We start from the raw sequence: 19,714 nt of genomic DNA, 5'->3' as shown, positions 1-19,714 counted from the left end.
CCTTATCCCATCATGCCGCCGGCAGCGAGATCGCCTGATCGAAACTGGTGGACGTCGCCATACGCCACATGCGGGCGTAGAACTCGCTTTTGATCTCCGGTTGCAGCAGCGCGCCTGGCTCCAGGTAGTAATAGATATCGGCGTACACTTTGATCTCGGTCGGCGTGATGCGGCGCAGCATATGGTGCGAGGTCAGCTGCTCCGGGCGGCTGACGCCGGCCGCCGCCAGCATGTCCGCCAGCGCTTTCACCGTATTTTGATGGAAGTGGTAGACGCGTTCCGCCTTGTTCGGCACCACCAGCGCCTTTTGCCGCAGCGGATCTTGCGTCGCCACGCCGGTCGGGCAGTGGTTGGTGTGGCAGCTTTGCGACTGGATGCAGCCGACGGCGAACATAAAGCCGCGCGCCGAGTTCACCCAATCTGCGCCGAGCACCAGCACGCTGGCGATGTCGAAGGCGCTGATGATCTTGCCGCTGGCGCCTATCTTGATCTGGTCGCGCAGGCCGCAGCCTACCAGCGTGTTATGCACGAACAGCAACCCTTCGCGCAGCGGCATGCCCATATAGTTGGAAAGCTCGAGCGGCGCGGCGCCGGTGCCGCCTTCCTTACCGTCCACCACGATGAAATCCGGCAGGATGCGGGTGTGCAGCATCGCCTTGACGATGGCGACAAACTCCCACGGATGGCCGATGCACAGCTTGAAACCGACCGGCTTGCCGCCTGACAGCTCGCGCAGCTGCTGGATGAAATGCATCATTTCCAGCGGGGTGGTGAAGGCGCTGTGCGACGCCGGCGAGATGCAATCGACCCCTTCCGGCACGCCGCGGGTGGCGGCGATTTCCGCATCCACCTTTTTCGCCGGCAGAATGCCGCCGTGGCCGGGTTTTGCGCCCTGGCTGAGCTTGATTTCAATCATTTTCACCTGCGGGCTTTGCGCCTGTTCGGCAAAGCGCCGCGGATCGAAATGGCCGTCGGCGGTGCGACAGCCGAAATAGCCGCTGCCCAGTTCCCACACCAGATCGCCGTTGTTTTCGCGGTGATAGCGGCTGATGCTGCCCTCACCGGTGTCGTGGTAGAAGTTACCCTTGGCCGCGCCGAGGTTGAGTGCGCGAATGGCGTTGGCGGAGAGCGCGCCGAAGCTCATGGCCGAAATGTTGAAGATCGACGCGGAGTAGGGCTGGCGGCAGTCGGCGCCGCCGATGGTGATGCGGAAACTGGTCGGGTCGGCAGCTTCCACCGGCCGCATGGAGTGGCCGATGCACTCATAGCCGGTCTGGTAGACGTCCAGCAGGGTGCCGAACGGTTTGTCGCCCATCTCGTTTTTCGCCCGGCGATACACCAGCGTGCGTTGGGTGCGCGAAAACGGGATCTCTTCGTTGTCCTGCTCGAGGAAATACTGGCGCAGTTCCGGACGGATGAATTCGAAGAAGAAGCGCAGGCGGCCGATGATCGGGTAGTTGCGGCAGATGGCGTGGCGCTGTTGCGTGAGATCGTAAATGCCCAGCACCATCAAGCCACCGCAGGCCAGGGCCGGCAGCCAAAACCACGGATAGTTGCGCATCATGATCAAGAAAACCAGGGTGAGCAAGATGCTCAGCACAAAGCAGGTGTAGCGGCTGAATAAGGACGACTTCATAACATCTCCTGATGTTTATTTTAATCCACACGACATGACTCACGGATAATCCGTGTGCAAATCGTAACCAACAGGAGGGGATGTTGTGTGTCTGTTGCTGCTTTGTCGCCGGTTGTTACATTAATTTAACTTGGCGGGAGAGGGCAGGTTGCCGCGCGGCGTACCGCGCAACAAGCCTGGGCAGGTTATTTGCCGGCGACGAAGATGGTGCTCATGCTGCGCAGCCGCAGCTTTTTCATCGCGCTGTATTTCTGCGAAAAGATGGTTTTCGGGTGCGTACCGCGCTTTTCCGCAATGTGCAACAGGCTGTCGCCGCGCAGCAGATTGAAGATCACGTCGCTTTCTGCCGGGCTGAGCTCGCGGGTTTTCTGCACTCTGATGCCGCCCGGTTCTTTGCTTTCCAGCAGCCGCTGGATTTTTTCTTGCAGCGAATAAAGCGGAATGCGGGTAGAGACCAACTCAACGGAAATCCCCAGGATCGACAACAGTTTCACTACCCGCTCGTCGTCATAAAACACCAGCAGACGCGTCTTGCTGTTGTACTGCTGGTGCAGGGACACCAGGCTTTCGATCACGTTGACGCTCTGTTCCAGATTTTGCGAGGTGAAAATCAGCGCGATATCGTGCTTGGTGATCTTCTCAGCTTTGGCGCCGCCGTGCATGAAATCGGAAAACAGGCGGATATCGTACGCGCCGTAGTGTTTCTTCAGCAGCACCGACAGGCCAACATAGCTGTACTTACACTCACTAATCACAAGAACGTTGTTTTTAGACATAGGGCAAACACCAATACCGAGTTAAAAGTATTCAGCTGTAAGAAGCGAGTTCAAATCCTTGATGCTGGATTCCTTCCACAGCTTTCCCTGCAGTGCGTAATATGGCATTTCATCCAGCCATTTCTTGTGTTCGGGAGTTTCAACTCCTTCGATAATTACCTTGTAATGATTAAGGTAAAAGAAGCGCAGCAACGCGCGCATCAAGCCCTCACCGCCGGACTTTTTCATGAAGTCCCAAAGCAGAAAACGGTCGAGCTTAACGAAGCGGAACTGGCTGTTGTACAACGCGGAAAAACCCGCATAGCCAGAACCAAAATCATCGAGCCAAAATGAATAACTATTCAATGACGGATCGCCGTGCACGCGATCTTTCACCAGCCGGGTTGAATTCTCGCTGATCTCAAAATGAATACAGCGCAGGGCATTAATTCTTTCGGCAAAGTGAGTATTCGCCAGCGATTGCAGGGAATAATCGTCAACATTCAAAGTGGCTATCACTTGGTTTTCATGAAACCAGTGTTTGTATTTATCGATCAGATTGATCTGATCCATCAAAATCTCAATCCGGGTGGCGCTGTCCGCGTGACGAAAGAACTGTTCGGGAGAAAAATGGGCGTACTCGCTATTAAACGTAAAGCGAGACAGACATTCAACGGCCAGCAATTGTCCCGATTTCGCGAACATTGGCTGAAAAACATAATTAATGCCGTTATTTTTCTCTCTGAAAGAACTGCTCATTTCCCAATCCTTGGATTGATATTTAACTTATTGATTTTAAATGTTTAAAAAGAAAGTTACTCCAGGTTTATTGGTAAATTTCTTATTTAAAGCTTCAGGATGGCCGAAGCGTGTCGACAGACCATTTAACGCGTAATTCGTGCCGAAGTCCAAACGTCGCAATCTGTTACTAAATGTAAATATTTGGGATAATATTCTGATTTTCAGGCCTTAATGCAAAATCTTGAACTCTGCAGCTTTCCCAAACACAGATTATTCCTATTCATATGAATCGTCAACATCGATCGATAGGTATCCGCCGATAGTTTATTCCTATCAAGAGGGGCCTTATGAATGTTTTAAACGATTTAACATTAAGAATATGCTTAGTCTATATTTCGTCCGGCAATGGATTCATCGGGCTTCATTCCTGACAAGGAGTAGCATCGCTGAATGTACTTTATAAGCGTATTAATTCATCGAGAGTCTAAATATGAAAATCTCTAAACTGTCTGCTGTATTGGCATTGGCTGTAAGCACCGCTGCTATTTCTTCTTTCTCTGCTCAAGCTGCTGACGGTACTATTACTTTCAACGGTAAAGTGACTGACCAAACTTGTACTATCAGCACCCCAGGCGGTAAAGATTTCACCGTAACTCTGCCAACTGTTTCTGCTTCTACTCTGGCAACTCAGAGCGCAACTGCTGGCCGTACTCCGTTCGCGATCAACCTGACCAAATGCTCTAAAGGCCAGGTAGCTACTTATTTCGAACCGGGCGCTACTGTTGATTTCAATACTGGCCGTCTGAACAACCAGGCGCAGACTGATGCTGCAACTAACGTGCAGATCCAGCTGCTGGGCAGTAACAACCAATTCCTGCCTATCCTGGCTGCTGGTGCTAATGGCGCGCAGAATAACTCCCAGTGGGTTACCGTTGCTAACGAAGGCGACTCTGCTGACCTGAACTACTACGCTGAATATTACGCTACCAACGCTGCCGGCGCTGGTGATGTGACTTCTAGCGTTCAGTACACCATCATTTACCAGTAAGTAATATTTCTTTAAGTAATATTCTTATTCGGGTGGGGGAGTTATACCCCCACCGTTTTCCCTTACCGTAGCGATAAGATAATGAAGAACTCATTTAAAAAATACAGCATATTGCTGAGCGCCATGCTTTTCAGTAGCAGCGTTTTTTCCAGTGTCATTATTAACGGTACTCGTATTATTTATCCGGGAAAGCAACGGGAAGTTACCGTCCAATTATCAAATAATGGTGCTTCACCGGCACTTATTCAGTCTTGGATTGATGAAGGCGACGCAAAAACCACACCAGAAAACAGCAAAGCGCCATTTATCGTTTCACCGCCAATCAGCCGTGTTGAACCGGCTACCGGCCAAGCGCTGCGCGTTTCATTGACCACGGCGAGTTTGCCGCAAGACAAAGAATCCTTGTTCTGGTTGAACGTACTGGAGATCCCGCCAGCACCAACCGGGGCAAACAATGGCGCACCTGAAAACTTTTTACAGGTGGCATTCCGTACCCGCGTAAAACTGCTGTATCGGCCGACCGGTCTAGCGGGAGAAGCGAATGATGCGCCGGAAAAACTGCAGTGGCGCTTCAGCGCTGCGGGCGTCAGCGTGAAAAACCCAACGCCGTACTATGTATCATTTACCGAGATTAATGCCGTCGTAAACCAAAAGCGTGTGCCGTTGGCCCCGCACGGCGACATGTTGGCACCCGGACAGGAAAAGACATTGTCCTTCTCCGGCGACAGCGCGCGCATTGCTGACATTGCCTACACCACTATTAATGATTTTGGCGGACGCGTGTCCCGTACTAAGAATAAGCAAAAGTAACTCTTGGAACAGAGCCTCAGGCCCAGAGCAATTTATTTCAGAGGGCGAGCTTAATTTGGTAAAGGAATGCTTGATATGAAAGAGTTACCTATCTCTGCAGCTGTTAAAATGGCGCTGTCCAATTATAAATCGATTCTGCTGTTAACCGGTAGCGCGCTCTGTCTGGCGGCCCCTGCGGCGTCCTGGGCGGAGGGGGGGGCCGATAGCAAAAAGCCGGCGGCACCGGTTGAAGCGACTTTTAACAGCAGCTTCCTGATTGGGGAAGCGCAGGGCGTGGATCTTTCACGATTCCGCGATGGTAACCCGATCTTGGCTGGAAAATATTCGCTCGACGTGTATGTGAACGGCGAGTGGAAAGGCAAAAAAAGTATCGACTTTAAAAACGTGCCGGGGAAAAACAGCGCCGATACCTGTTTTAGCTTACTGTCGTTGGATGAGTTCGGTGTGGATACCTCCACAATGAGCACGGATCCTGCCGTTAATACCGAGACGTGCAAAACGCTGACTCAATGGGTGCCGGAAGCCTATTACCGCTTGGACACAAGTACGCTGCGCATGGATATCAGCATCCCTCAGGCAGCGCTGCGCCGCAGCGCTCGCGGCTATGTCGATCCGCGCTTCTGGGATCGCGGTATTACCGCGGGCAGCCTGTCGTATAACTTCAATGCGTTCAATACCCACAGCTCTGCCAACGGCAGCAACTCCGATTCAACTAATGCATATTTAACGTTGAATGCCGGGTTGAACGTGGCGGGTTGGCAGCTGCGTCACGATTCCAACGTGAACTGGCGTTCTAACGACAGCACCCATTGGCAAAACACCGCGACTTATGCGCAGCGGGCAATGCCGTCTATCCGCGGTATGCTGACGTTGGGCGACAGTTACACCAGCGGTGATTTCTTCAACTCCATCGGTTTTCGCGGCGTGCAGATCGCCACGGACGATCGCATGCTGCCTGATTCATTGAACGGGTATGCGCCGGTTGTGCGTGGCGTCGCGCAAAGCAACGCCCTGGTGGAAGTACGTCAGAATAACCAGCTGATCTACCAAACTACCGTCGCTCCGGGCGAGTTCATCATCAACGACCTCTACCCTACGGGTTACGGCGGCGATCTGAATGTCACCATTAACGAGGCCGACGGCAGCAAACGCCAGTTCAGCGTACCCTATGCTTCGGTAGCGCAGATGCTTCGTCCAGGTATTCAGCGTTATGCCATCACTGCGGGTCGAGTACGCGATGATAATTTAAGCAAGGAACCCGACATGTTCCAGGCGACTTATCAGCGCGGTTTTACCAACATTCTTACGGGATACACAGGCGGGATCGTCAGCGATGGCTATGGTGCAGTGCTGGTGGGCAGCGCGGTCGCGACACCGGTTGGCGCATTTGCGCTGGACGTCACGCAGTCCAATACCCGCTTGAAGCAGGGTGACCAATCGGGCCAGAGCTATAAGCTCAGCTACAGCAAGTTGATGACCGAAACCAACACCAACTTCACGATCGCCGCTTATCGCTATTCGACTTCCGGCTACCTCTCTTTGCAGGATGCCGTCTACTCCCGTGACAATGAGCGCAAGGGTTTAAGCGCAGATGCGGTTAACCGCCAGCGTAGCGAATACCAGCTGACGCTGAACCAAGGGCTGGGCGACAATTACGGTTCCTTGTACATCACCGGTTCGGTACGTGACTACTGGAACCGTGGCGGGAGCACCAAGCAGTACCAGGTGGGCTATAACAACTATTATGGTCGCGTGACCTACGGCCTTTCCGCCATGCGTACTTCGGATATGTACAACCGAGATGAGACTCGCTATTACCTGACACTGTCGATTCCATTCAGCGTCGGTTCGCAAACCCTGAGCCTGAACAGTTCACTGGGCTACACCGACAACGGTTACGACAGCAGCCGTGTGGGCATGAACGGTTCAACCGGCGAAGACAACAACATCAGCTATAGCGCTACGTTAGCCAACGATCGCTCTGGCGGCACCAACAGCAGCGTGAGCGGTGAATACCGTAGCCGTTTCGCCACGATGAACGGGTCCTACAGCTATGGTAAAGATTACCGTCAGTCGTCGATCGGCGCATCGGGCAGCGTGGTTGCCCATAGCGGCGGCGTCACGCTGACACCGCAACGCGGACAGACTATGGTGCTGGTGGAAGCGCCAGACGCCGCTGGCGCGATTGTGACCAACTCGCCAGGCGTTCGTATCGATGACAACGGTTATGCTGTGGTTCCTTATGTTGCACCATATCGCATGACGAGCGTAACGCTCGATCCGAGCGGCATGTCGCGCGATGTTGAATTGGAAAGTAGCAGCCAACAGGTTGCGCCATATGCCGGCGCGGTTGCCCGGCTGGAATTCAAAACAACGAAAGGCCAGGCATTGATCATTCATGCGCTCGGCCCTGATGGCAACGCGCTGCCGTTTGGTGCTGAAGTGCTGGATACCCGTAATCAGGTGGTCGGCATTGTTGGGCAGGGCAGTCGTATCTACTTGCGTACCGAAGCTAAGAAAGGTTTGTTGCAGATTAAGTGGGGCACACAGCCAACGCAGCAGTGCTCTGTCAGCTATAGCGCCAAGGCGCAAAGCAATAATCCTGACTACGAAATTATTGAAGCGAGTTGCAAATGATAAAGTTTACGCGTGTTCCACCGCTGAATAAAGCGTCAGCGAAATGCCTGATGCTGCTCGGACTGCTGATGGCGGGCGGCCAGAGCGCTTATGCCGCCTGTTACGTTAATAATGGCTACAAGGCGCAGGTGATCAACATGAAGCTTGGGCGCGTGCTGGTTACGCCAAGCAGCCAGGTTGGAGACACCTTGGTCACCGGTCAGTTCGCGATTAACCCGGTCTCCGGTTATGGTCGTTGTTATAACGGCGGTAGCGCGATTGGGCAGATCCTCCAGGGCAGCCGGACCAGCTTCAGCAATGTCTGGAGCACCAATATTCCAGGTATCGGGATTCGTTTATACCGTGAAGCGGGGACAATAAGTACTTATTATCCCCACACGTTGGCATTACGGGGTAATACAACCGTCAACCTGAATGGCGGTTACTTTAAGATCGACATTGTGAAAACCGCCGCGCAAACCGGCACTGGCCAACTGGTCCCAGGCAAGTACACGACTTACTATATGGATGGTTCCGGTCAGGGGTTGCCGATGCTGGAATCGATCGTCGACGCCAACAGCCTGACGATCGTGACGTCTACTTGCAACGTGGACAGCGGTTCCAAGAACAAGGTGGTTAATCTGGATACCGTCACTGCAGCTTCGTTTGGCGGCGTAGGTTCAACACAGGGTGAAAAAGCATTTGATATCAATATCAATTGCGTTGGCGGCGTTGGCGAGGATCTGTTGCCAGGCAGTGCGGGACAAGGGATCGTCAATGTGCGTTTTGACTATACGCAGGATGCTTCCAATGCACCTGGGGTGATCAAATCCGAGCCTGGCGCCAACACAGCATCCGGTGTTGCCGTCCAGCTGTTGACCGGCAATACGACCCAGCCGATCAAGAATGGCGATGCGGTCAATGCCGGACGTACCATTCCCAACCAGGCCAATACCTTAACGCTGCCGCTGAAGGCACGCTACTATCGTACCGGTTCGACGATTAAAGGCGGCAATATCAAGTCGACCGCCACCTTTACCATCGAGTACAACTAAGTCGCGTTCCGACGAAAAAGCCAATGGGGTTTATCCATTGGCTTTTTTGCGTTATCGCTTAACGCAGCCCCATCCAGCTGATGCAAACGCCTTCCGGCGGCTTGCCCGCATACCAACGAGGCAGCGTAGGGGCATCGTGGCGCGGTTCGGCCTCCGCCTCTACCGGCTGCGCCGGCCATTCCGCGACGTCCCAGCGGGTGGTGCGGCGATAGACCGCCGGGGTTTTGCCAAACTGTTTCTTGAAGGCGCGTGAGAACGAAGGCTGAGAGTCGAAATGGTATTGCAGGGCGATATCCAGGATCGGGCGTGGGCTGGAACGCAGCGCCTGCGCCGCCTGCGAAAGACGCCGCTCGCGGATATAGCTGCCGAGCGCGTGGCCGGTGGTGCTGCGGAACATGCGCTGCAGGTGCCATTTGGAGTAGCCCGACTTGGCGGCGACGTTATCCAGCAGCAGCGGCTGGTCCAGATGAGTTTCAATCCAGTCTAGTAAATCGTGAATGATATTGACGCGATCCATGGTTTTAGTTCTCCCGCAAAAACGACATTCAGGTCACAGTGACTTAGCTTAATTATCCAAGAATATGCTTTGATAATAGGCGTGAGTGCGCCGTTACGCAAGGGTAAACCGGGGGTAAAAAGGTGACCAAAAATGCTCTTTGAATCGCAGGGGGATAAAGGAAAGGCCGCATAAAGCGGCCTTTTCAGCAGGAAACGAGTGGAAAATCAGTTGGTTTCCGGCTTCACTTCAATGTAGTTCAGACCCAGTACGCTGCTGGTGTAGCCGCGGATCTTATTGGTCATCTCGATATCGCCGTTCAGCTTGTGGCCGTAGGACGGGATGATCTCTTTCAGCTTGCTCTGCCATTCCGGCGTCGCCACTTTGTCTTTGAACACGGTTTCCATCAGGTGCAGCATGATTGGCGCAGCGGTGGAAGCGCCCGGCGAAGCGCCCAGCAGAGCGGCGATGCTGCCGTCTTCAGAGCTGACGACTTCGGTGCCGAACTGCAGCACGCCGCCTTTATCTGCGTCTTTCTTGATGATCTGTACGCGCTGGCCTGCGGTCCACAGCTTCCAGTCTTCCTGCTTGGCGTCCGGGAAGTACTCTTTCAGCGCGGCGAAGCGATCGTCGTCGTTCATCATCAGCTGGCCGACCAGGTATTTCACCAGATCGAAGTTATCCAGGCCGACGTGGGTCATCGGCATCAGGTTCGAGGTGCTCAGCGAGTGCAGCAGATCGAACAGCGAACCGTTCTTCAGGAACTTGCTGGAGAAGGTGGCGAACGGCCCGAACAGCAGCACGCGCTTGCCGTCCAGCATGCGGGTATCCAGGTGCGGCACGGACATCGGCGGCGAACCTACGCTGGCCAGGCCATACACTTTGGCCAGGTGCTGGTTGGCGATCGCCGGGTTGGTGGTGACCAGGAACTGGCCGCCGACCGGGAAGCCGCCGTAGCCGTCGGCTTCAGGGATGCCGGATTTCTGCAGCAGGGTCAGGGACGCGCCGCCTGCGCCGATGAACACGAACTTGGCGTTAACGGTGGTTTCTTTACCGTCGCGGTTCAGATCGGCAACGGTCACGCTCCAGGTCTGGTCGGCGTTGCGCTTGATGTCGCGCACTTCGTGGCTCAGGTTCAGCTTGAACTTGTCGCTGGTGCTCAGCGCGTCAACCAGCTGGTGGGTGATCACGCCGAAGTTGACGTCGGTACCCAGCGGCATGCGGGTCGCGGCGATTTTCTGCGCCGGATCGCGGCCGTTCATCACCAGCGGCGCCCACTGTTTGATTTGCGCAGGATCTTCGGAGTATTCCATGCCGCGGAACAGGGTGCTGTGCTGCAGCGCCGCGTAGCGTTTACGCAGGAAGTTGACGTTGTCGTCACCCCACACGAAGCTCATGTGCGGCACGCTGTTAATGAAGGATTTCGGATCTTTCAGGACAGCGTTCTTCACCTGATAAGACCAGAACTGGCGGGAGATTTCGAAAGACTCGTTGACCTTCACCGCCTTGCTGATGTCAATGGTGCCATCGGCTTTTTCCGGCGTGTAGTTCATTTCGCTGAAGGCGGAGTGGCCGGTACCGGCGTTGTTCCAGCCGTTGGAGCTCTCTTCCGCCACGCCGTTCATGCGCTCGTACATGTCGATGGTCCAGGTCGGCTCCAGCTCATGCAGATAGGTACCCAAGGTGGCACTCATGATGCCGCCGCCGATCAACACCACGTCGACGGTTTTATTCTTCTCTTCAGCCGCTGCCTGCTGCGTAACGCTAAACAGGCTGAGGCTGAAAATCAGGACGAGTAATTTTCTCATTGAATTAAATCTCTTGTGTGTAAATTCTACTCATTGCAGGTGAAAGAATTTAGCGGGAGTTACCCTGGAAAATAGTGAAGCCGACCGCCCGGCGTGAGCCGATAGGCAGCGATAATGCCTTTTTGTTAATAGGGTTTTTAACGAAAAGTGAACTATTGCAGGCCGTCCGGATGCAAATTGATCGGTTCACGTTACTGGCGGGGTATTATTGTTTGCGAGAATGTTAAAAACTACTTTTGTAACTAAAAAAAATGAATATAAGCAAAAATAGGCCGGTTGCTGCCGCAGGAATAAACAGATAGGGGGGAAAGGGCGTATAACCGCGTTATTTTCAGGGGCTAATTGTCGCGCGATTAAACGTTATTTCGTTATCACACAATAATTGCGGTTAAATTGCAAATATACATCGGTAACCCATAATAAATGGCCGCCGCTACGGGCGGCCAGGATTCACAAGGTGGTTACTTGATGCCCATCGCATCGCGCATGGTGAAGAACAGATCGGTCTGATCGGTCAACCCCACCACGTTGGCGGCGTGCGGGCCGTAGGCCGCGACGCGCAGCTGGGTGCCGGTGTGCCCCTGCGATTCTTCTTCCGAGTTGCCGTAGCTCAGGGTCATTGGCGCGCCGTCTTTGGTGGTCAAGGTCTGGGTCAGGCCCGGCGCTTTGGCGTCGGCGGCGACAATCTGGCTGGAGTGCGCGTGGTCGGCGGTGACGATCACCAGCGTGTTGCCGTCGGCGCGGGCGAAGGCCAGCGCTTTTTGCACCGCTTCGTCCAGATCGACGGTTTCACCAATCTGCCCGCACGGGTTGGCGGCGTGATCCTGCTTATCGATCGACGCGCCCTCTACCTGCAGGAAGAAACCGTTCGGGTTGTCTTTCAGCAGCGCGATCGCTTTTTCGGTCATCGCCGCCAGCGTTGGCGTGGCCGCGGTGCGCGCCGGGTTGTTTTCGCAGGTTACCGCCGGCTTGTCGAGGTTGCCGTGATAGCTGGCTTTCGGCCCCAGCCAGCGCACCGGCATGTTGCCGTCGGCGAACAGGCCCAGCAGCGGTTTTTGCTGATTGGCCAGGGTAACGGCCTGCAGTTCATCCGCGTTGCTCACCCACTGGTAACCCTGCGCTGCCGCCTGGTCCTTCAGCGATTTTCCTTGCCATTCGCCGCTTTTCGCCAGTTGGTTGAAGGACTTCGCGCCGCCGCCCAGCGTGACGTCGGCGCGGGTTTTCAGCAGCTGCTCGGTGATGGAGCCGCGGCCGCCGTTTTCCAGCGCGTTAGCGGCGCATTTCTCGCTGGTTTCCTCCGGGCCGTAGCATTTGCGCGAGGTGACGTGCGACACCAGCGCCGCCGGCGTGGCGTCCTGCAGTTCGGCGGTGGAGACGTTGCCGGTGGCCTTGCCGGCCGCCTTGGCGATCTCCAGCAGCGTTGGCTGGTCTTTGCCGTTCACGTCCACGCCGAGCGCGCCGTTATAGGTTTTCACCCCGGTGGCCCAGGCGGTGGCGGAGGCGGCGGAGTCGGTCACGTAATCCGGTTTGTGGGTTTTCTTGTCCAGCGAGTAGTGGGTGTATTGCCCGGTCAGCGGCAGAGCGTCGATGCCCTTGAAGTAACCGCCTGCGCCTTCGGCGTAGTTACGCGCGGCGGTGATCTCGGAATCCCCCATGCCGTCGCCGATCAGCAGGATCACGTTTTTCACCGTTTTGTCCGACAGCGACGCCTTCAGCGCGGCGGTCTGATCGCCGGCCAGGCGACGGGCGCCGCCCGGCTCGGTGAGGGTGCCGCGCGCGGCGCGCTCGGTCAGGCCATCGACATTGGCCGAGGTTTCCGCCGCGATGGCGGAGGAACAGAGCAGGGCGGACAGCACGGCGCCGGCGATCAGGGATACAGCAGGTTGCATGGGGTAAGCTCCTTGTCGTAATACAACAATGTAAATAACATCAAATTGTTACGTAAGGAGAGTAGAGCAGGGGGATGACAATTTTATGACAGCGAGAGACGGGATGGCCCGGCGGCCACCCCGTTTGGCGTCAGGCCGCGCGCGCCGGGATAGCCAGCCCACGCTGCACTGCCGGCCGCGCCAGACCGCGCTCCAGCCACTGCGCGACGCGGGGGAAACTGTCGAACTCCACCAGCTCGCGGGCCTCATAAAAGCCGATCAGGTTACGCACCCAGCCCAGCAGCGAGATATCGGCGATGGTGTAGTCCGCGCCCATGATCCAGTCGCGGCCCTCCAGGCGCGTTTCCAGCACGCCGAGCAGGCGTTTCGATTCGTTCTTGTAGCGCTCCAGCGGCCGTTTGTCTTCATACTCGCGCCCGGCGAATTTGTGGAAGAAACCGAGCTGGCCGAACATCGGGCCGACGGCGGCCATCTGGAAGAACACCCACTGAATGGTTTCGTAACGCTGCGCCGGATCCTGCGGCAGGAAACGGACGCTCTTTTCCGCCAGGTAGAGCAGAATGGCGCCGGATTCGAACAGCGGCAGTGGCCGGCCGCCGGGGCCATCGGGATCGATGATCGCCGGGATCTTGCCGTTCGGGTTCAGCGCCAGAAATTCCGGCGTCCAGGTTTCGTTGTTGCCGATGTCGATCAGGTGCGCCTCATAGGGCAGGCCGATCTCTTCCAGCATGATGGACACTTTGACACCGTTCGGCGTCGGCAGGGAATAGAGCTGCAGCCGTTCCGGGTGCTGAGCCGGCCAGCGTTTGACGATCGGGAATTGGGTGGAATCGAGCATGGAAACTCCTCGGGTTGGCGGGGGCGCTTAAGCGTACCCTTTGAGTATTGCAGTAAAACTACCCCGCCGCCGGGTTACACCGTGAGGTCAAAATGTGCGGCCAGCGCTTTTTTACCGGCGGGGGTCAGCTGCAGCTCGCGGCTGTCGAGTTGGCGCACGATCCAGCCGCGTTGAATAAAGGCGACCAACAGCGCGGCGCCCAGCGCGCCGCCGAGGTGAGAACGGCGTTCGCTCCAGTCCAGACAGCCGCAGGCGAAACGGCGGCGGGTGGGGGCGGGGGAGCAATCGACGCCTAACCGCGTCAGCGCGGCCTGACCGGCGTCGCTTAACCGGTAGTCTTCTTCACCGACCAGCCAGTTCAGCGCATGTAGCCGATCGTGCAGCTTTACCGCCACCTCGCCCGCCATATGGTCGTAGCAGGTGCGAGCATATTGCAGCGTGGTGGGCGTGCTGCTTTTCACCGACGGGCGTGGTACGCCCGCCAGCGCCATCAGGCCTTCCAGCGCGTCGGCCACCGGCTGACCGGCCAGCCGGAAATAGCGATAGCGCCCCTGTTTGACGCAGGCGATCAGCCGCTGTTCCAGCAGTTTCGCCAGATGCGCGCTGGCGGTGGACGGGGCGACCTCGACCGCCGCGCTGAGCTCGGTGGCGGTGTAGGCGCGCCCGTCCATCAACAGGCACAGCATGCGCGCCCGGGTGCGGTCGGCGATGGCGGCGCTCAGCGCCGCGAAACGATCTTCGATGTCGATGTTATGCATACTTCGAGGTTAGACGAAGTATGACTGCGCGTCCATTGCTAGCCTGTGGTTATCGCACTCTGGGCCTGTGCGTCTGTGTTCGCTGGATATTGATGAGCGGGCGTTAGAATCGGTGCGATGGCTACAATGTGCGCGCACCTGAATGTTACCGTTGAGAGGAAACGATATTGATCGCCGTGATTTTTGAACTGCAGGCCGCCGACGGGCAGCGCGATACCTATTTGGCGCTGGCGGCGGAGCTGAAGCCGCTGCTGGCGCAGATCGACGGATTCATTTCCATCGAGCGTTTTCAAAGCCTGGCCGATCCTGCGCGCCTGCTGTCGCTCTCCTTCTGGCGCGACGAGGCGGCGGTGCAGCAGTGGCGCAATCTCGAGCAGCACCGGGCGGCGCAGGCGCGCGGCCGTGGCGAGGTGCTGGCGCAGTATCGGCTGCGGGTGGCGGAGGTGGTGCGGGACTACGGGCTGGAGAGTCGCGATCAGGCGCCACAGGATAGCCGTTGCTATCACCACACCTGAAAAAAGCCCGCCGGCGGCGGGCTTTCGTCTGCTATTTCGCTTCGCTGCCCACTTTCATTGCTCCGGCGTAGCTGGCGCCCATCCCCCAGGCGGCGCCGTGGTCGCGGGCGATCTGCAATACGCCTCCCGCCGTGGCTTTGCGGCTCCAGTCCTGCTGCCATTCCAGCATTAATGCCACCCAGTTGATAGGGGTGGCGCCCGCCTGTATCAGACGCTGCATGGCGTTGTTTTGGCTGTCTGGCGTAATGTCGCCGGTGACGTCCGACAGGATATAAACCTCATAACCCTCGCCCAGGGCAGACAGCGCCGGCAGCATCACGCAGCTGGCGGTCCACAGCCCGCCGATGATGATTTTCTTGCGGCCGGATTGTTTGATCAGATCCACCACGCGCCGATCCTGCCAGACGTTGATGGCGGTGCGATCGTACACCTGCAGGTCCGGGCGTGCCTGCGTCACCGGCTGGAATACCGGCCCGGCGAAGCTTTTGGCGTTAGCCGAGGCCAGAATGGTCGGCACGTTGAACACCTTGGCGGCCTTGGCGATACCGGCGGCGTTATTCACCAGATTGGTTTGGTCGATAGAGGAAATGGTCATGCCGAACATGTCCTGCAGATCGACCAGCAGCAGCAGACTGTTGTCGGCGGTCAGCGGTTGCACATAACCCGCCTGGCGGCTGTCGGCGGCGGGGGATTGCGCCAGCCCGGCGACGGGGGCGGTGGCGGCGCTCAGGCCGAGCATCAATGCGAACAGGGTCTTTTTCATTATTAACTCCATATTTATCAGCAGATTAAATTCACTTCCCATTCAGGGGAGTGGTTGAATAAAGTCTACTGAGGTTGTTGAGGTTAATAATCTATGGTTTATTGAATTAATAATTAACTTGTAGGACATAATATGGACGTGCTACTGACGATGCGCGCCTTTCGCCGCGTGGTTGAGCGCAACAGTTTCTATAAGGCGGCGGAGGATCTGGCGATCACGCCGGCGGCGTTGAGCAAGCAGATTAAACAGTTGGAGAACCGGTTGGGGACATTGTTGCTGGTACGCACCACCCGCAGCATGAGCCTGACCGAAGCCGGGCAGCTCTATTACCAGGAAGCCTGCCGATTGCTCGGCGAGTTCGACGCGCTGGAGCAGACGGTTGCCGCCAGCGTGCAGCAGGTCTCCGGCACGCTGCGGGTCAATGCGCCGCTTTCGTTCGGCCTGACGGTGCTGTCGCCGCTGCTGCCGCCGTTTATGCAACGTTACCCGCAGCTGCAGGTGGAGCTGACGCTGGACGACAGGGTATTGGACGTGGTGGCGGCCGGCTTCGATATTTCCTTGCGCATTCGCCGACGGCTGCCGGATTCTTCCCTCAGCGCCCGGGCGCTGGGTGAAGTGCACCAGCGAATTTGCGCCGCGCCCGGCTATTTGGCGCAGCACGGCGTGCCGCAAACGCCGAATGACTTGCAGCGGCACAGCTGTCTGGCCTATTCCCTGGCGGAACGGCCGGGGCAGTGGCAGTTCACCGCCGGCGAGGAGAGCTTGAGCGTGACGTTCATTCCCCGGTTGATCGCCAACAACAGCCTGATGCTGCGGGATATGCTGGTGGCGGGATTGGGCATCGGTTCGCTGCCGTCGTTCGTGGCGGATCCCGAAATCGCCGCCGGCAGGCTGGTGCGGCTGTTTCCTGAACAGATTGCCGAAGTGCATCAGGTCTTCGCGGTTTACCCGACGCGCCGGCATGTGCAGCAGAAAGTGAGTTTATTCACCGAGTTTGTGCGAGAACAGGGATTGATGACGGCGAATTGACAACGGCGCACGGTTGTCATATTCATTAGCTATGAAAAAATCTTACCGACCATTCGCGCAAATTATTATCACCATGCTTCGTGTGGTGGGATAGCGCGTGTGTCGCCAATAAAAAACCCGCCGGCAAGGCGGGTTTTTTTATCCCCCTCCGGCAACGACCGGAGAACGTCATGAAAACCTACCCTGCAGTTTTACACCTGATGTGCGGCAAGGCCGGCGCAGGCAAATCGACGCTGGCGCAGCGTTTGGCACAGCAACCGCAAACGCTGTTGCTGGTCGAAGATGCGTGGCTGGCGACACTGTATGAACAGGAGATGGCCAGCCTGCAAGACTATGCGCGCTGTTCCGAACGGTTACGGCGGGCGCTGGGCGGGCACCTCGTTCAGCTGCTGCGCGGCGGCTGGTCCGTGGCGCTCGATTTCCCGATGAATACGCCGGACAGGCGGCGCTGGGCCAAAGCGTTGGCGGAGGAGGCCGGCGTCGCGCACTGCCTGCATTTTCTCGACGTCAGCCATGCGCAGTGCCTGAGCCGGATAACGCTGAGAAACGCGCGCGGCGAGCACCCGTTTACACTGAGCGAAGCGGAGTTTGAGCGCCTGGCACAGTACTTTGTTCCCCCGGCGGAAGAGGAAGGGATGACCGTTTTGCGTTATGGCGAACAGAACTGAAAACCGGCGCCATGACGGCGCCGGCAACAAGGTTAGGATTCGGCGTTAAACGCGTTGTGGAAGGCGACTTCCGCACACGGCAGCGCGCCCTGGAAGGCGATGGCGCGGAAGTAGTCTTGCGGCACGCCCGGCAGGGTCAGCGCGGTCTGCGCCTGGAAGCCGAAACGGCCGTAATAGTTCGGATCGCCCAGCACCACGCAGCCTGCGGCGTGCCGTTCCTGCAGTTCGGCCAATAGCTGGCGGATCAGCCGGCTGCCGATCCCCCGGCTCTGACTGGCTGGCAGCACCGACACCGGCGCCAGCCCGTACCAACCGGCGGTGCCGTTGCTGAGTATGACCGGCGAGACGGACGCGTGCCCGATCGGTGTACCATTGTGCTCAGCGACCAGCGACAGGGTGAGAGCGCCTGCCGCGCGCAGCGCGTTGACGATAAACTGCTCGGTGTGGCTGCTGTGTTCGGCATGCAGGAACGCGGCGGCGGTCAGGGTGGCGATGGCGCCGACGTCGGCCGGCGTTTCGTGGCGTAAAGTGATGTTCATGGTTGTATCCTGATTAAATAAGGCTGAGCCGACCGGGCTACCTGCCCGGCCGGTATCGATGATTAACGGTTATCCAGCTGCGCACGCACGGCCTTGAGCCCGGCGAAGGTGACGCGATAAGGGCGCCCCTGGCGAGAGAGGATCAGGCGTTTGGTTTTGAGTTTGGTGAAGACGGCCAGCGAGCAGTCGGCCAGGCCGAGCCCTTCGCGGGTGTAGCATTCGACGTGGGTGACGCGACCGGCGTCGTTGCGGGTGAAGGCGATATAGCCTCCTTTGGCCAACACGTGCAGCACGCGTTGTTCCGCTTTGGAAATGTTCATGTTGGGAGATCCTGTAATAACCCCAGATACGCGCATCCCCGCGCAAACGCGCGTCGGATACGTCAGAGTCCCTCGCCATACGGCAAGGAAGCGACTATCGGGTGGTTACAATCTCCAACATACAGGCCTCGGGCAGTGAAAAACGCCAGGGCGGCGTTTCAGCGCAGATAATGTAGCCAATGGCCGGTTGGCTGTCAATTTGCCGGCGGCGCGGGCCGCCGGCGCAAGGCCAATCAGAAAGGCTTGGTCGGCAGGTATTTGCCGTCCAGGGTGATCACCGCGCGTTCACCACCGTCCGGATCGGCGACCTTTTTGATATCCAGCTTGAAGTTGATGGCGCTGATGATGCCGTCGCCGAACTGCTCGTGCACCAGCGCTTTCAGCGTGGAGCCGTAAACCTGCAGCATTTCATAGAAGCGATAAATGGTCGGATCGGTCGGCACGCCGCCAGGAATGCTGCCGCGCAGCGGGATGGTTTGCAGCAGCAGCACCGCCTCTTCGTCCAGCCCCAGCTTGGCCGCTACCGTGCGCGCCGCCGGTTCCGGCAGCGCATGCTGCCCCAGCAGCGCGGCGGTGACGAACGCCAGGCTGAGACCGGTGCCCTCGGCCAGCGCGTCGAACGTCAGGTTATGGCGGATCTTGGCGGCCATAATGGTGTCAGTGAGCGCTTCGCGCGGGGCGGCGTTATGCAGAGAGTGTGTCATGTTAGCTCCTTTTGTTGGCTTAAAAACGGGCGATCGCCGGGGTGGCGGTCACGTCGGGATGGGTGGCGAGCGGCACGAAGCGGCGGGTTTCGCCGTCCAGCGCCTCGATAGCGCCGCTGGCGATGTCATAGACCCAGCCGTGCAGCGTCAGGCGACCCTGATCCAACGCCAGGGCGACGGAAGGGTGCGTTTTGATGTTGTTGAGCTGGGCGATGACGTTTTCGCGCACCATCGACGCGACCCGGGCCTCGTCGGAGGCGTGCGGATAAGCCTGATTGACCGCCTTCGCGGAATCGGCGTAACGCAGCCAGCCGGCGACCGTCGGCAGGTGATCCAGGCACTGGCAGGTGGCGATGGCGGTCATCGCGCCGCAGTCGGAATGGCCGCAGATCACGATATCTTCCACGCCCAGCGCGGCGACGGCGTACTCGACCGAGGCGGTAACCCCGCCGGGTTCTGGGCCGAAAGAAGGCACGATGTTACCGGCGTTGCGGATCACGAACAGATCGCCCGGCTCGCGCTGGGTGACCAGCTCCGGTACCAGGCGGCTGTCGGAACATGAGATAAACAGGGTGCGCGGGTTTTGGCGGGTCGCCAACTGCTGAAACAGCGCCGTGCGTTCAACAAAGGCTTCGCGCTGGAACTTCAGGAAGCCTTCAATCACCTCTTTCATCCGTTTCTCCATTGGGTGTCGTTATGCGATGGCGGCATGATGAACGCTTCTGG

The 19,714-nt window shown here is 57.6% G+C and carries 20 protein-coding genes; 7 read left to right on the top strand and 13 right to left on the bottom strand.

Going from position 1 to position 19,714, the window contains the following annotated elements:
* Positions 1-10 precede the first annotated feature (10 nt).
* The 3 genes from ACUTSC_RS07745 to ACUTSC_RS07735 all read right to left on the bottom strand — a co-directional run bounded on the left by ACUTSC_RS07745 (position 11) and on the right by ACUTSC_RS07735 (position 3,150).
* Entirely contained in the window at positions 11-1,636 is a 1,626-nt protein-coding gene (locus ACUTSC_RS07745) for an FMN-binding glutamate synthase family protein (RefSeq protein WP_445653250.1), read from the bottom strand.
* A 185-nt stretch (positions 1,637-1,821) separates the two neighbouring features.
* Positions 1,822-2,412 carry a LuxR family transcriptional regulator gene (locus ACUTSC_RS07740; protein WP_004939094.1) on the bottom strand — a complete coding sequence of 197 codons (591 nt, stop codon included), beginning with the start codon at positions 2,410-2,412 and terminating at the stop codon, positions 1,822-1,824.
* Between the two features lie 21 nt (positions 2,413-2,433).
* Entirely contained in the window at positions 2,434-3,150 is a 717-nt protein-coding gene (locus ACUTSC_RS07735) for an EAL domain-containing protein (RefSeq protein WP_047568560.1), read from the bottom strand.
* 472 nt (positions 3,151-3,622) lie between these two features.
* Between ACUTSC_RS07735 and ACUTSC_RS07730 the strand changes: the two genes are divergently transcribed.
* The 4 genes from ACUTSC_RS07730 to ACUTSC_RS07715 all read left to right on the top strand — a co-directional run bounded on the left by ACUTSC_RS07730 (position 3,623) and on the right by ACUTSC_RS07715 (position 8,661).
* A complete protein-coding gene (locus ACUTSC_RS07730) occupies positions 3,623-4,180 on the top strand; it encodes a fimbrial protein (protein WP_041034152.1) in 558 nt (185 codons plus the stop codon).
* Between the two features lie 81 nt (positions 4,181-4,261).
* Positions 4,262-4,990, top strand: coding sequence for a fimbrial biogenesis chaperone (locus tag ACUTSC_RS07725; RefSeq protein WP_154870604.1), 729 nt, complete (start codon positions 4,262-4,264; stop codon positions 4,988-4,990).
* 75 nt (positions 4,991-5,065) lie between these two features.
* Positions 5,066-7,627 (top strand): fimbria/pilus outer membrane usher protein, encoded by a 2,562-nt coding sequence (locus ACUTSC_RS07720; protein ID WP_197766577.1) that lies wholly within the window; start codon positions 5,066-5,068, stop codon positions 7,625-7,627.
* Positions 7,624-8,661: a fimbrial protein gene (locus ACUTSC_RS07715; RefSeq protein WP_047568552.1), complete on the top strand. Its 1,038-nt coding sequence runs from the start codon at positions 7,624-7,626 to the stop codon at positions 8,659-8,661. Before ACUTSC_RS07720 ends, ACUTSC_RS07715 begins: the two co-directional genes overlap by 4 nt.
* A gap of 58 nt (positions 8,662-8,719) precedes the next feature.
* Here ACUTSC_RS07715 and ACUTSC_RS07710 read toward each other — a convergent pair whose 3' ends face one another.
* The 5 genes from ACUTSC_RS07710 to ACUTSC_RS07690 all read right to left on the bottom strand — a co-directional run bounded on the left by ACUTSC_RS07710 (position 8,720) and on the right by ACUTSC_RS07690 (position 14,450).
* Positions 8,720-9,178 carry a helix-turn-helix domain-containing protein gene (locus ACUTSC_RS07710; protein WP_197773130.1) on the bottom strand — a complete coding sequence of 153 codons (459 nt, stop codon included), beginning with the start codon at positions 9,176-9,178 and terminating at the stop codon, positions 8,720-8,722.
* A gap of 206 nt (positions 9,179-9,384) precedes the next feature.
* Positions 9,385-10,965, bottom strand: coding sequence for a malate:quinone oxidoreductase (locus ACUTSC_RS07705; protein ID WP_197766575.1), 1,581 nt, complete (start codon positions 10,963-10,965; stop codon positions 9,385-9,387).
* A 461-nt stretch (positions 10,966-11,426) separates the two neighbouring features.
* Complete coding sequence (gene phoA, locus ACUTSC_RS07700; RefSeq protein ID WP_060429775.1) at positions 11,427-12,854, bottom strand: alkaline phosphatase; 1,428 nt, start codon at positions 12,852-12,854, stop codon at positions 11,427-11,429.
* Positions 12,855-12,984: 130 nt separating this feature from the next.
* Positions 12,985-13,692: a glutathione S-transferase N-terminal domain-containing protein gene (locus ACUTSC_RS07695; RefSeq protein WP_445653249.1), complete on the bottom strand. Its 708-nt coding sequence runs from the start codon at positions 13,690-13,692 to the stop codon at positions 12,985-12,987.
* Between the two features lie 74 nt (positions 13,693-13,766).
* On the bottom strand, positions 13,767-14,450 hold the full coding sequence (locus ACUTSC_RS07690; protein ID WP_445653248.1) for an ArsR/SmtB family transcription factor: 684 nt from the start codon (positions 14,448-14,450) through the stop codon (positions 13,767-13,769).
* 167 nt (positions 14,451-14,617) lie between these two features.
* Here ACUTSC_RS07690 and ACUTSC_RS07685 point away from each other — a divergent pair, with 167 nt between their 5' ends.
* Positions 14,618-14,965, top strand: coding sequence for an antibiotic biosynthesis monooxygenase family protein (locus tag ACUTSC_RS07685; RefSeq protein ID WP_063988849.1), 348 nt, complete (start codon positions 14,618-14,620; stop codon positions 14,963-14,965).
* Between the two features lie 31 nt (positions 14,966-14,996).
* On the opposite strand, the gene ACUTSC_RS07680 is transcribed toward ACUTSC_RS07685, so the two are convergent.
* Entirely contained in the window at positions 14,997-15,728 is a 732-nt protein-coding gene (locus tag ACUTSC_RS07680; protein WP_197766573.1) for an isochorismatase family protein, read from the bottom strand.
* A gap of 132 nt (positions 15,729-15,860) precedes the next feature.
* On the opposite strand from ACUTSC_RS07680, the gene ACUTSC_RS07675 reads away from it, so the two are divergent.
* Together ACUTSC_RS07675 and ACUTSC_RS07670 are read left to right on the top strand one after the other, a co-directional pair.
* Entirely contained in the window at positions 15,861-16,757 is an 897-nt protein-coding gene (locus ACUTSC_RS07675; RefSeq protein WP_197766572.1) for a LysR substrate-binding domain-containing protein, read from the top strand.
* Positions 16,758-16,927: 170 nt separating this feature from the next.
* A complete protein-coding gene (locus ACUTSC_RS07670; protein WP_060440377.1) occupies positions 16,928-17,425 on the top strand; it encodes an AAA family ATPase in 498 nt (165 codons plus the stop codon).
* A 32-nt stretch (positions 17,426-17,457) separates the two neighbouring features.
* Here ACUTSC_RS07670 and ACUTSC_RS07665 read toward each other — a convergent pair whose 3' ends face one another.
* From ACUTSC_RS07665 to ACUTSC_RS07650, 4 genes are all read right to left on the bottom strand, one after another.
* Positions 17,458-17,964 (bottom strand): GNAT family N-acetyltransferase, encoded by a 507-nt coding sequence (locus tag ACUTSC_RS07665; RefSeq protein ID WP_141958540.1) that lies wholly within the window; start codon positions 17,962-17,964, stop codon positions 17,458-17,460.
* Positions 17,965-18,026: 62 nt separating this feature from the next.
* Positions 18,027-18,284 carry a YjhX family toxin gene (locus ACUTSC_RS07660; protein WP_004939031.1) on the bottom strand — a complete coding sequence of 86 codons (258 nt, stop codon included), beginning with the start codon at positions 18,282-18,284 and terminating at the stop codon, positions 18,027-18,029.
* 233 nt (positions 18,285-18,517) lie between these two features.
* Positions 18,518-18,988 carry a cyanase gene (gene cynS / locus ACUTSC_RS07655; protein ID WP_038880935.1) on the bottom strand — a complete coding sequence of 157 codons (471 nt, stop codon included), beginning with the start codon at positions 18,986-18,988 and terminating at the stop codon, positions 18,518-18,520.
* 19 nt (positions 18,989-19,007) lie between these two features.
* Positions 19,008-19,661 carry a carbonic anhydrase gene (locus tag ACUTSC_RS07650; RefSeq protein WP_087762194.1) on the bottom strand — a complete coding sequence of 218 codons (654 nt, stop codon included), beginning with the start codon at positions 19,659-19,661 and terminating at the stop codon, positions 19,008-19,010.
* Positions 19,662-19,714 lie beyond the last annotated feature (53 nt).

Source organism: Serratia sp. TSA_105.2, assembly GCF_052692115.1.
The sequence above is the reverse complement of the archived record's forward strand: the minus strand, read 5'-3'. Positions and strand labels throughout refer to the sequence as shown.